This is a genomic window from Pseudomonas sp. RtIB026, assembly GCF_016861355.2.
Lineage (GTDB): Bacteria > Pseudomonadota > Gammaproteobacteria > Pseudomonadales > Pseudomonadaceae > Aquipseudomonas > Aquipseudomonas peradeniyensis.
In genome coordinates this window covers 2,492,689-2,503,671 of sequence record NZ_AP023348.2, presented here as the reverse complement: position 1 = coordinate 2,503,671, position 10,983 = coordinate 2,492,689, and the positions used below count along the sequence as shown (strand labels likewise).

General features: G+C 67.4%; 12 protein-coding genes. 5 read left to right on the top strand and 7 right to left on the bottom strand.

The window, feature by feature from the left end:
* Positions 1–87 precede the first annotated feature (87 nt).
* The 5 genes from PRtIB026_RS11395 (at position 88) to alkB (ending at position 4,974) form a co-directional block, all read left to right on the top strand.
* Positions 88–441 carry a hypothetical protein gene (locus PRtIB026_RS11395; protein WP_203647490.1) on the top strand — a complete coding sequence of 118 codons (354 nt, stop codon included), beginning with the start codon at positions 88–90 and terminating at the stop codon, positions 439–441.
* Positions 442–659: 218 nt separating this feature from the next.
* Positions 660–1,370, top strand: a complete 711-nt coding sequence (locus PRtIB026_RS11390) for a FadR/GntR family transcriptional regulator (RefSeq protein ID WP_203652687.1) — start codon at positions 660–662, stop codon at positions 1,368–1,370.
* Positions 1,371–1,472: 102 nt separating this feature from the next.
* The gene (gene lhgO, locus PRtIB026_RS11385) at positions 1,473–2,666 is read left to right on the top strand and encodes an L-2-hydroxyglutarate oxidase (RefSeq protein WP_203647491.1); all 1,194 of its coding nucleotides are present in this window, start codon (positions 1,473–1,475) and stop codon (positions 2,664–2,666) included.
* A gap of 46 nt (positions 2,667–2,712) precedes the next feature.
* Positions 2,713–4,041, top strand: coding sequence for an MFS transporter (locus tag PRtIB026_RS11380; protein ID WP_203647492.1), 1,329 nt, complete (start codon positions 2,713–2,715; stop codon positions 4,039–4,041).
* Between the two features lie 288 nt (positions 4,042–4,329).
* Positions 4,330–4,974, top strand: a complete 645-nt coding sequence (gene alkB / locus PRtIB026_RS11375) for a DNA oxidative demethylase AlkB (protein ID WP_198744761.1) — start codon at positions 4,330–4,332, stop codon at positions 4,972–4,974.
* A gap of 9 nt (positions 4,975–4,983) precedes the next feature.
* On the opposite strand, the gene PRtIB026_RS11370 is transcribed toward alkB, so the two are convergent.
* The 7 genes from PRtIB026_RS11370 to PRtIB026_RS11340 are packed head-to-tail and all read right to left on the bottom strand — an operon-like array spanning position 4,984 to position 10,975.
* A complete protein-coding gene (locus PRtIB026_RS11370; RefSeq protein ID WP_203647493.1) occupies positions 4,984–5,946 on the bottom strand; it encodes a LysR family transcriptional regulator in 963 nt (320 codons plus the stop codon).
* Positions 5,947–6,003: 57 nt separating this feature from the next.
* Positions 6,004–6,963, bottom strand: a complete 960-nt coding sequence (locus PRtIB026_RS11365) for a peptidylprolyl isomerase (RefSeq protein WP_203647494.1) — start codon at positions 6,961–6,963, stop codon at positions 6,004–6,006.
* Positions 6,960–7,436, bottom strand: a complete 477-nt coding sequence (locus PRtIB026_RS11360) for a YbjN domain-containing protein (RefSeq protein WP_203647495.1) — start codon at positions 7,434–7,436, stop codon at positions 6,960–6,962. The genes PRtIB026_RS11365 and PRtIB026_RS11360 overlap by 4 nt, the downstream gene beginning before the upstream one ends.
* 28 nt (positions 7,437–7,464) lie before the next feature.
* Positions 7,465–8,112, bottom strand: coding sequence for a DNA repair protein (locus PRtIB026_RS11355; RefSeq protein WP_203647496.1), 648 nt, complete (start codon positions 8,110–8,112; stop codon positions 7,465–7,467).
* 15 nt (positions 8,113–8,127) lie between these two features.
* On the bottom strand, positions 8,128–9,828 hold the full coding sequence (locus tag PRtIB026_RS11350; RefSeq protein WP_203647497.1) for a putative porin: 1,701 nt from the start codon (positions 9,826–9,828) through the stop codon (positions 8,128–8,130).
* Between the two features lie 38 nt (positions 9,829–9,866).
* Positions 9,867–10,541, bottom strand: coding sequence for an energy transducer TonB family protein (locus PRtIB026_RS11345; protein WP_267813822.1), 675 nt, complete (start codon positions 10,539–10,541; stop codon positions 9,867–9,869).
* 8 nt (positions 10,542–10,549) lie between these two features.
* Positions 10,550–10,975, bottom strand: a complete 426-nt coding sequence (locus PRtIB026_RS11340; RefSeq protein ID WP_050707632.1) for an ExbD/TolR family protein — start codon at positions 10,973–10,975, stop codon at positions 10,550–10,552.
* Positions 10,976–10,983 lie beyond the last annotated feature (8 nt).

Genomic DNA, 10,983 nt, shown 5'->3' with positions numbered 1-10,983 from the left:
TTTCGGTCAATGCGCGGTAACTTTACGTTTATCACGGCCGCCAAGGCTGTCAGAATTCCTTTCCCTTGCCATTGACCCGAGCCGCCCATGCAACTGAAAACCGCCCTGCTCTTCGCCACTCCCTGCGACGACGAGGAAGACAACATGGCGACCCTGTGCTGCCACAGCGACAAGGGCCAGATGTTCCTGCTGACCCGTTATCCGGACGAGGACACCGTCGACCTGACCCTGGATGACGAGCCGTCGACCCTGGACGGGCTGAAGGTGACCCTGAGCGCGCAGCGGCTGTTGATCGAGGTGGCGGCTGGGGATCGTGATGCGTTGAAGGGGGATGAAACGCTGGAGATCATCCTGACCAGCGCCGGGACCGACCTGGAGGAAGTAGCGCTGACCTTGCGCAATATCCTCGACGGGACCGGAACGTTCGTGTCCGAAATCTAAGCAGTTACATCACCCGTGTAGGAGCGGCCTTGTGCCGCGAAAGGGGTGCGAAGCGCCCCCTTATTGGTGCATCACGCTGATATAGCCGGGGCCGCTATGCGGCCCTTTCGCGGCACAAGGCCGCTCCTACAGGTAGCGCGCAAGCTTCCAGGACATTGACAGGCCACTATCGACACAGGCATTGTCTGACAACCTGACCAATAAGAACTTCCATGTCCATGCTAGAGCTCCAGCGCCCCGACACCCTCGTCGAACGGGTCGTCAGCGCCATCCGCGCCGAGATCGATTCCGGCCGCCTGGCCGCCGAATCGCGCCTGCCCACCGAACAGCAACTGGCTGAACAGCTCAATGTCAGCCGCTCGGTGGTGCGCGAGGCCGTGGCGCAGCTCAAGGCCGACGGGGTGCTGATCGCCCGCCGCGGGCTCGGCTCGTACATCTCGCAGACGCCCAGCGGCACGGTGTTCCGTTTCCCCGGCAGCCAGGGGCGCAAGCCGGACCTGGTGCAGATGTTCGAGATGCGCCTGTGGATCGAGACCCAGGCCGCCGCCATCGCCGCCCGCCGCCGCGACGCCGACGACCTCGCGCGCATGGCCGCCGCCCTGGGCACCATGGAAGACCCGCGCAGCGACTTCGCCACGGCCTCGGCCGCCGATGTGGCCTTTCACCGCGCCATCGCCGAAGCCAGCAAGAACGACTACTTCGTCGCTTTCCACGATTTCCTCGGCGGCCAGTTGGCCGCCGCCCGCCGCACCGCCTGGGAAAACTCCGCCACCCCGGCAGTGGGCGGTTCGGCCGATGCCCTGCGCGAGCACCGGGCGCTGTACCAGGCCATCGCCGACGGCGACCGCCAGGCGGCGGCCGGCTGCGCCGAAGCCCACCTGCGCGCCTCGGCCAAGCGCCTGAAACTCGACCTTCCCGACCTCGACTGACCCCGGAGAACCCCATCGCGGCCTGGCGAGGCTTTCACACGCACTACTTAGTCTGACAACCTGATAAGCAGATTCACCGACAAGAATACCAAGGTACCCTGCATGACCTACGACTACTGCATCATCGGCGGCGGCATCGTCGGCCTCGCCACCGCGATGGCCCTGCTTGAACGACGCCCCGGCGCTTCGCTGCTGATTCTGGAAAAGGAGGCCAGCCTCGGCCGCCACCAGACCGGCCACAACAGCGGCGTGATCCATGCCGGCATCTACTACGCGCCCGGCAGCCTCAAGGCCGACCTGTGCAAGCGCGGCGCCCAGGCCACCAAGGATTTCTGCAGCGCGCACGGCATTGCCTTCGAGGTCTGCGGCAAGCTGCTGGTGGCCTCCAACGACCTGGAGGTGCAGCGCATGCAGGCGCTGTACGAACGCTCCCAGCAGAACGGCCTGAAGGTCGAGCGCCTGGATGCCGGCGCCCTGCGCGAGCGGGAGCCGAACATCGTCGGCAAGGGCGCGCTGTTCCTCGATGCCACCGGCATCGTCGACTACCAGCAGGTGTGCGACGCCATGGCCAAGGTGATCCGCCAGGCCGGTGGCGAACTGCGCCTGTCCACCACCGTGCGCGCCATCCAGGAGCATGCCGACCACGTCGCGATCAGTGCCGACGGCAACGCCTGGCGCGCCCGTCAGCTGGTGGCCTGCGCCGGCCTGCAGTCCGACCGCCTGGCGCGTCTGGCAGGGGTGAAGATCGACCACCAGATCATCCCTTTCCGCGGCGAGTACTACCGCCTGCCGGCGAGCAAGAACCAGATCGTCAACCACCTGATCTACCCGATCCCCGACCCGGAGCTGCCGTTCCTCGGCGTGCACCTGACGCGGATGATCGACGGCAGCGTCACCGTCGGCCCCAACGCGGTGCTCGGCTTCGGCCGGGAAAACTACCGCAAGTTCTCGGTGAACTGGCGCGATGTCACCGAGTACGCGCGCTTCCCGGGTTTCTGGAAAACCATCTGGAACAACCTCGGTTCCGGCACCACCGAGATGAAGAACTCGCTGTTCAAGCGCGGCTACCTGGAACAGTGCCGCAAGTATTGCCCGTCTCTCGAAGTCGAGGACCTGCTGCCCTATGAGGCCGGCATCCGTGCCCAGGCGGTGATGCGCGACGGCACCCTGGTGCACGACTTCCTGTTCGCCGAGACCCCGCGCATGGTGCATGTGTGCAATGCGCCATCGCCCGCCGCCACCTCGGCGATCCCCATCGGCCAGATGATCGCCGAGAAGATTCTCCAGGCCCGCTGATCCACCCGCTGCATCCACAATTACAAAGACAACAAGGAAAACCCCAATGTCGGTACACGAGACGGCCCTGGCCGCGAGCGAAACCCCCGAACAGCAACGCAAGCGCCTGCGCAAGGTGGCGGCGGCGACCATCTTCGGCTCGATGCTGGAGTGGTACGACTTCTACCTCTACGCCACCATGGCGGCGATCGTCTTCTCGAAGATCTTCTTTGACCCGAGCAACCCGGCGGTGGCCTCGCTGCTGGCGTTCTCCACCTTCGCCATCGGCTTCATCGCCCGACCCTTCGGCGGCGTGCTGTTCGGCTACCTGGGCGATCGCTTCGGGCGCAAGCACGTGCTGGTGATCACCTTCTGCATGATGGGTCTGTGCACCATGCTGATCGGCCTGATCCCCGGCTACGCCACCATCGGCATCTGGGCGCCGATCCTGCTGGTGATCATCCGCATCATCCAGGGCCTGGGCGCCGGCGCCGAATTGTCCGGCGCGGCAGTGACTTCCTACGAGCACGCCAGCGAAGGCAAGCGCGGCAGCCAGGGCGCCTGGCCGGCGCTGGGGCTGAACCTGGGCCTGCTGCTGTCGTCGCTGACCGTGTACCTGCTGACCATGAACGGCAACGAGTTCCTGCTGGCCGGCGGCTGGCGCATCCCGTTCATCGCCAGTATCGCCCTGGTGGCGGTAGGCCTGTGGGTGCGCAAGAGCATCCCCGAGACCCCGGACTTCAAGGAACTGGACAAGGCCGACGACAAGCCGCAGGTGTCGCCGCTCAAGCTGCTGTTCAGGAATGACCTCAAGGGCCTGGCGGTGGTGTTCTTCGTGGCCGTGGGCTACAACGCCCTGAGCTACATCTTCAAGACCTTCTCGCTGGCCTACCTGACCCAGTTCAAGGGCGTCGAGGCCCATGTCACCTCGCTGTCGGTGACCCTGGCCAGCCTGGTGGCGATCTTTGCCGTGCCGTTCTTCGGCTGGCTGTGCGACAAGTGGAGCAGCAAGACCGTTCTGATGCTCGGCGGGCTGTTGTCGGCGCTGTTCGCCTACCCGTTCCTGCAACTGCTGTCGACCGGCGAGCCGATGATGATCTACCTGGCCATCGCCGTGGGCACCGGGATCCTGGCGCCGATGATGTTCGCCCCGCAGGGCTCGTTCCTCAGTCGCCAGTTCCCGACCCAGACGCGCTCGTCGGGGTTCGGCACCGGGCGCGAGGTCGGTACCGCCGTGGCCGGCGGTTTGGCGCCGCTGGGCGGGCTGGCGCTGGTGGCTGGTTCGGCGACTCATTCCACCGATGGCGTGGCGTTGATCCTGGCGGTGGCCGGGGTGCTGGTGGTGGTGTTTGCGTTCCTTGACCAGGGCTGGCGGCATTCGAAGTCGAAGAACTGACCTGGCGATAGACGGGTAAACCCGCTCCCACAGGTACTACGCCAACCTGTAGGAGCGGCCTTGTGCCGCGAAAGGGCCGCATAGCGGCCCCGGCAATTTCTGCGTCGGTGCTGACATCCTGGGGCTGCGTTGCAGCCCTTTCGCGGCACAAGGCCGCTCCTACACGTTGGCGTAGTACCCGCGAAGAGGACAATCCCGAGCATTGCCCAGGTTTTCCCAGGTGGACCACCGCCAACTGCTGTCTCGGGAGGATATAATGGCCCCCTCCCCAGGCAGCAGCCTCCAGACATGATCCAGTCCAGCCTCGATCTCTTCGACCCCCACCCCCAGCGCCTGGCGCGCCATACCCTGCTGCTGCCCGGCTTCGCCCTGCCCGAACTCGAGGCCCTGCTCGACGCCCTGCGCCCGGTGCTGCGCGCGGCACCGTTTCGCCACATGCACACCCCCGGCGGCCTGCGCATGGCCGTGGCCCTGACCAACTGTGGCGCGCTGGGCTGGGTCAGCGACGAGAACGGCTACCGCTACACCCCCATCGACCCGGTCAGCGCAAAACCCTGGCCCGCCCTGCCCCCGCTGCTGGTCGACCTGGCCACCCGCGCCGCCGCGCAGGCGGGCTTCGATGGCTTCGTGGCCGATGCCTGCCTGGTCAACCACTACCTGCCCGGTACCCGCCTGAGCCTGCATCAGGACCGCGACGAACAGGACTACGGGCAGCCGATCGTCTCGATCTCGCTGGGCTTGCCTGCGGTATTCCTGTTCGGCGGGCTGCAACGCTCGGACCGCCCCCGGCACATCCCGCTGAGCCACGGCGATGTGCTCGTCTGGGGTGGCGAGGACCGCCTGCGCTTTCATGGCGTATTGCCGATCAAGCCGGGCGTGCACCCGCGCATGGGCGAGCGGCGGATCAACCTCACGCTGCGCAAGGCGGGATAAGCCGCCCGCCTACAGGCTGGCGAACCATTCGCGGCGTTCCTCGAACGCCGCCCGGATCGCCCCGACCATCACCTGCACCAGCGGATCACCTTCGGTCTGCCCGTTGACCGCCAGCCACACCCGCCGCCGCATCGGCTCGCGGAACAGGCCCGGCAGGGCCAGCAATCCACGGTCCAGGTGCGTCGCATAATGCGGCAGCAAGCCGACACTGGCGCTGCATTTGATCAGCTGGCAGTACATTTCGTAATCCTCGATCTGGGTCACCCCGGCCGAGCGCGTGCGCAGCAATGCCTGCCAGGGCATCAGCGCCTGCACACCTACCTCGCCCTGCCATTGCACCAGCATGTAGTCCTGCAGGTCCGCCAGGCTGGTCGGTCGGTTGGCCTCGCGGGCGTAGCGCTTGGCAATATGCGGCAGGTACTCGAGGGTGGCCAGGGCCTCGGGGGCGGCACCGGCAAAGCTGCCGGCGCGGGCACCGTGGCTGGCGTCGCCCAACCACAGGGCGACATCGGCAACCTGTTCGGGTACCTGGCGACCGTCGAGGGTGGCCACCTCCAGGCGCATGCCGGCATGCTGGCGCACGAAGTTGATCAGGTTGCGGCCCAGCAGGTCCTGCAGCAGCGGTTCGGCCACGGCCAGGCGCACGCTGGCGCTTTGCTCTCGCGGCAGCGGCACGACCGGCTCGCGCGCCTGGAGTATCTGCAGCAAGCGTTCGCCCTGCTGGCTGAGCACCGGGTTGTTGTTGCGGTTGAAGAACAGGCTGTAGCCCAGGCGCGCTTCCAGCGCCGCCAGGCGTTTGCGCAGGGCCACCGGCTTGAGGTTGAGTCGCCGCGCCGCCTGCATGAAGCAGCCGCAGCGCGCGGTGACCAGGAAACAGTTCAGGGTCTGTTCGTCCAGGGCCAGCGGCACCTGGGGACGAACGACAGGCACGGCGGTATCCGGGGCTCGCCCCCGGGGCAGATCGATCGGCATTCCTCGCCTCCCGCGGGCCCGCCTGGGCAGGCCCGGTTCTTCCATGGTTGTTGGCGACTAGCGGCTGCTGCTCTCCAGCACCTGATTCAGCGCCGCGCCATCGATACTCAGGGTGGCGGTGTCGAACATGCCCTCGACATAGGCCTTGGCCACCTGCTCCTGGCGCTGGGCCCGCAACAACTCACGCAGGCGTGGCGCCACCTCCTCGAAGGTCGCCGCCCGGGCGGGCTGTTGCTCGACCAGCTTGATGATGTGGTAGCCCGCCGCGCTCTGCACCGGTTCGCTGACCGTGCCCACCTTGAGCTTTGGCACCACCCCACGCACCTCGGGCAACAACTGCGCCAGGGCCTGCAGGCCGGTGTCGCCACCGCCGGCGGCCGTGCCGGCATCCTGGGAGTGCTCGCGGGCCAGCGCGGCGAAGTCGGCATCCGCAGCCTGGGCCTGCTTGGCCAGCGCCTGGGCCTGCTTGCGCACGGCCTCGTCGTCCCTGGGGTTCTCCACCCGCAGGAAGATCTGGCTCAGGCGGTAACGCACCGGCAGCTGCAAACCGGCCTTGCCTGCCTCATAGGCCTGCTTGAGCTCCGCCTCGCCGGGGTAGTCGTCGGGCACCTTGCTCACTGAGTTCAGGTAGTCGCGCAGGACGATCTGCTCGGTGGCCGCGCGGGTCTGCACCTGGATTTCCGGGCGCTGCAACCAGCCCTGGGCCTCGGCCTGCTGGTACAGGGCCTTTTCTGCCAGGCGAGCACGGATCCAGGCCTCCAGTGCCGGGCGATCGCCGCGCAGGCTGGCACGGGCTTCCTCGGGCAACTGGGCGAACAGCGCCTTGAGTTCGCCGCTGCCGACCTGTTGCTCACCCAGGCGCGCTAATACCGGGCCGTTGTCGGTGGCCACCAGGGCGGCGGGCGACGCCGGACGCGCCGCCGCCACCGGCTCGTCGCCCGGGCGCAAGGCCAGGGCGACCGCCACCGCGACAATGGCCAGCGCGCCAGCGCCGGCCCAGAGAGTGCGCGCCGTCACGAGGCGCGCTCTTGGTCGTGGGCGACCTGGGCTTTCTGCTGGTCGGCCACATTACGGCTGTAGTCACGCAGATAGACGATCAGCTCCTGCAGCAGCCGGTCCCACAGCACCAGGCTGCCCAGCAGGTGCTGCTGACTGACACCATCGGCGACCACCACGTCCTGCTCCATCACCAGGAACTCGCCCTGCACCGACAGGCGGGCGAAGCGCCGGCTGGCATTCCAGTGCTCGGCCAGGCCCGCCGGCAGCTCGCCCTGGATACGCAGGGCACAGCTGAAGGTGAAGTCGAGGAATTCGCCCTCCTTGCCCGCGGCCCGGTTGCCGAAACGAACGGCATAACCCACGCCCTGGCTGGCGCTGAGCAACTGCACCACGGCGTTCTGCTCGGTGCGGTTGACCCGGCAGCCGGCATCCTGCAGCAACTGGGTCAGGGAGTCGGCGCTAACGGTTTCGATCAGGGTGACTTCGGTCATGTGCTTACTTCCTTGCGTTGAGAAAACATCACTGGGTCACGCCCTTGGGGGCGTCGAACTGGCTTTCGTAGAGCTTGTCGCCGTAGGCCTGGGCCAGTTCCTCGAACTTGACCCGGGCGCCACCGGCGAACGGCTGGCGCATCTTCATGACATCGGCGATATCGACCTTCTCGTAGGCGGCCAGCATCTCCTTGGCCACCCCGTACATCTGCTGGTTGCGGGCCTGGCATTGCTGCACCTGGCCATCACGTTCGCCCAGCTGCGCCTGCAGGGTGGCGCGCTCGCTTTCCTTGGTGCGCGCCATCGCCAGCAGCTCGTCGTAGGCCTGCTTGTACTTGTGCAGTTGTTCGTTGCTGCTGGCCACCAGCGCCTGGGCCTGGCTGTGCACGGCCTGTTGCTGGCCGGCCAGTTGCTCGCTGTGGCCGCGGGCCTTGGCCAGTTGCGCGGTCAGTTCGCGCACCTGGCCCTGGGCCGCGTCGCGCTGCTGCTCGGCCGCCTGGCGGGCGGCGCTGGCCTGGGCCTGCTCGCTCTGCAGGGCCTGCAGCTGTTGCGTGGTGCTGCGCAGTTGGGCGCGCAGGCGTTCCTCGAGGGTCTCGGCCGACGCCGAGGCCGCCAGGCTTGCGCCCAGGGCCAGCATCAACCAGGCGCAGCGGTGGCGATAAGCTCCCTTGTTCATGCCCGTGCTCCTTCCCTAGAACCGCGTGTTGACTTCAAGTTGTAGCACATCGATGTCAAACGGCGCGCCGTAGACCGCCTCGCTGCTCAACCAACGGGCTGTAGCGTAGACGTTGTCGGCCAGGCCGTAGTTGCCACCGAGGAAATAACCCTTGGCGTTGGTACCGCCGAGGTGGAAGCTCGAGTCGTTGAAACCGTCCGGCAGCGCGTCGGGCTCGATGCGCTTGTAGCCGGCGAACAGGTTCCAGTCGCCGGCCTTGCGCATGTCCAGGGCGTTGCCCAGGGTGAACTGGAGCATCCAGGCGTCGCCGCCGCTCTTGATATTGCCGTTTTCGTCGAGGTTGTTGGCCAGTTGTCCGGCCGAGCGCTTGCGCATGTCGCCCTCGTCGTAGGCCAGGTTGTGGATGTAGTTGGCCTGGCTGCGCAGCTTGAAGTCATGAGGCAGGTCGGCGTCCCACACCAGGTTCAGGTCGAGCAGCTCGAATTCCGAGGCAATGCCGACGAACTGCGGCTGCGGCGTGGCCGTCGGGTTGGCCGGGTTCGGCGTGATGTCGCGCAGCAGGAACACGGTGTTGCCCTTCTGCATGAAGGTCGGCCGGCTCTCGTCGCTGTCGCAGGCCGGCTGGCCGTCCCACGGGGCGCAGGGGCTGGAGCGCTCGCCGGCGATGTCATCGAAGCGGTAGTAGGCCATCGCGCCCTTGAGCCGGTTGTTGTCGTTGAGCGCCCATTTCGCGCCCAGTTGCGCGCCGTACAGCCACTTGTTGTCGCTGTCTTCCTTGTCAAAGCCGTTGCTGGTGGCGTTGTCGTCGCTGTACTGCACGGGGAATGCGCCGACGGTGCCGAACAGGCTGAGGTCGCGGCCCAGCGGCTGGTCGAACAGCGCCGCCACGCCGTCGAAGTTGAGGTCGTGGGAATACAGGATGTCGGTGGACATGAACGGATTGGCGATCCGCCCGCCGGTCAGTGTCAGGCGCTCACTCGGCGTCCAGGTGACGTAGCCCTGGTCGAGCCAGATGTCCTTCTTGCCGAAGCCGCCACCGAGGTTCTGGGTGGTCGAGACCGGGTTGTTGTTGGAGCCGGTGGCGACGCGAATGCCGGCCACCCAGTTTTCCGCCAACTGCGCCTTGAGGCCGAAGCGCGCCCGCAGGCGCAGGAGGCTGTCGCGGTCCTCGCGGGTGTTGAGCAAGGGCGGCAGGCTCGAGCTGCTGTTGGGGTTGACGTCGTAGGGGCCCTTTTCGTTGAGCTTGGCGAAATCGACGATCTCGTTGCTGTTGCCGTCGGCGTACGAGCGCGACTCGTAGCGCAGGCGCAGGTCACCGTCGAAGCTGATGCGCGAGGCCCAGTCGGGGAAGGTGTTGGGCGCGGCCCAGTTTTCCTGCTTGGCGGTGTTCATCACCTCGGCCTTGATCTCGTCGCGGATCTGCTGGCGGACGATCGCCGGCACATACTGCACGCGCACCTCGCCGTTGGCCGCCGGGGCCTGGGCGACAATCGGCGCGGCGCTGCCGGCGACGTGCGCCTGCTGGGCTTCACGTTCGGCCTGGGCGATCAGCGCATCGGCCTTGTCCTGCTTGAGCACGCCCTGCTCCACCAACAGGCGGATCAGGTTGACGGTCGCGTTCTCCGACGGCGCGGCGTGGACGACGGTCGGACCGACCGCGGTGGCAGCGGCCAGCAGGCCGAGCGCCAGGGTCAATCGGTTGACTGGGCACTTCATGGGTTTGCAACTCCTGTGGGTCAGTCGTGCTTCGTTGTTCATGGCAGGCGCCCCTGCAGGGCGATCTTGACCGGCAAGGTCAGGTTGGCGGGCGGACGCTGGTCGAGGGCGCCGGCACCGCGCAGGGCGGCGAGCACCTGGGCGTCCACCTCCGGCTCGCCGCTGCCGCGCAGCAACTCGACACGGGTGATCTCGCCGGCGGCGCTGAGCCAGATCTCGGCTTGCAGGTTGAACACCAGGTTGCGCAGCTCGGGGTTGTCGCGCAGCAGGCGCTGGAAGGCGTAGGCCAGGTACTGGCTGTAGGTACCGCTGCCCAGGCCCCCACCGCCGCCACCGGCCATGCCGCCGCCCTTGCCGGCGCCGACGTTGAAGCTGTCGCCGCCTGCTTGCGCGTCGCCGTCCATCTGCATCGGCTCGGCCAGGTCCTGGGCCGGGTCGGGCGCCTCCTCGGCAGGCTTGACCTCCTCGGCCTCGGGCACCGGCTGCGGCTCGACGATCTTCTCCTCGACCGGCGGCTCGGGCTCCTTGGGCGGCTCGGGCGGGGGTGGTGGCGGAGGGGGCGGCAACGGGATGATCGCCGGCACCTTGGGCGCCTCGCGGCGCACCCCGGCCATGTCGTTGGCCCACTGCCACAGCAGCCAGGCCAGGCCCGCGCCGGCGACGGCGAGCACGGCCCAGGTCAGCAGGCGGCGGGGGTTGGTTGTACGTTCCATGCCTGTGCTCATCCCTGGTTCGGCTTGCCGGTGACCAGCCCGACCTGGGCCAGCTCGAGACGGCGCAGCAGGTCGAGCACCTCGACCACCTTCTGGTACTGCACGCCCGCGTCGCCGCGCACGATCAGCGGGAAGTCGGGATTGCGCGCCTTCTCGCTGCGCAGGCGGTCCTCCAGCTCCTGCAGCGTCACCGGGTAGGCGTCGAGGAATACCTGGCCGGCGTCGTTGATCGAGATCGCCTTGGTCTTGGGCTGGGCCAGCGACACCGTGGCGCTGGCCTTGGGCAACTGCACCTGGATCCCGGAAACCTGCGCGGTAGCGGTGAGGATGAACATCACCAGCACCACCATCAGCACGTCCACCAGCGGGGTGATGTTGATGCTGTCGACCGCGGCGTCGGCGTCGTCGTCATGGGCGTTGTTCACGGATGCCATGGCTGCGC

What these genes read in the sequence shown, in the direction of transcription:
- PRtIB026_RS11395 (WP_203647490.1), top strand. Translation starts at nt 88, where the DNA reads ATGCAACTGAAAACCGCCCTGCTCTTCGCCACTCCCTGCGACGACGAG.
- PRtIB026_RS11390 (WP_203652687.1), top strand. Translation starts at nt 660, where the DNA reads ATGCTAGAGCTCCAGCGCCCCGACACCCTCGTCGAACGGGTCGTCAGC.
- lhgO (WP_203647491.1), top strand. Translation starts at nt 1,473, where the DNA reads ATGACCTACGACTACTGCATCATCGGCGGCGGCATCGTCGGCCTCGCC.
- PRtIB026_RS11380 (WP_203647492.1), top strand. Translation starts at nt 2,713, where the DNA reads ATGTCGGTACACGAGACGGCCCTGGCCGCGAGCGAAACCCCCGAACAG.
- alkB (WP_198744761.1), top strand. Translation starts at nt 4,330, where the DNA reads ATGATCCAGTCCAGCCTCGATCTCTTCGACCCCCACCCCCAGCGCCTG.
- PRtIB026_RS11370 (WP_203647493.1), bottom strand. Translation starts at nt 5,946, where the DNA reads ATGCCGATCGATCTGCCCCGGGGGCGAGCCCCGGATACCGCCGTGCCT.
- PRtIB026_RS11360 (WP_203647495.1), bottom strand. Translation starts at nt 7,436, where the DNA reads ATGACCGAAGTCACCCTGATCGAAACCGTTAGCGCCGACTCCCTGACC.
- PRtIB026_RS11355 (WP_203647496.1), bottom strand. Translation starts at nt 8,112, where the DNA reads ATGAACAAGGGAGCTTATCGCCACCGCTGCGCCTGGTTGATGCTGGCC.
- PRtIB026_RS11350 (WP_203647497.1), bottom strand. Translation starts at nt 9,828, where the DNA reads ATGAAGTGCCCAGTCAACCGATTGACCCTGGCGCTCGGCCTGCTGGCC.
- PRtIB026_RS11345 (WP_267813822.1), bottom strand. Translation starts at nt 10,541, where the DNA reads ATGGAACGTACAACCAACCCCCGCCGCCTGCTGACCTGGGCCGTGCTC.
- PRtIB026_RS11340 (WP_050707632.1), bottom strand. Translation starts at nt 10,975, where the DNA reads ATGGCATCCGTGAACAACGCCCATGACGACGACGCCGACGCCGCGGTC.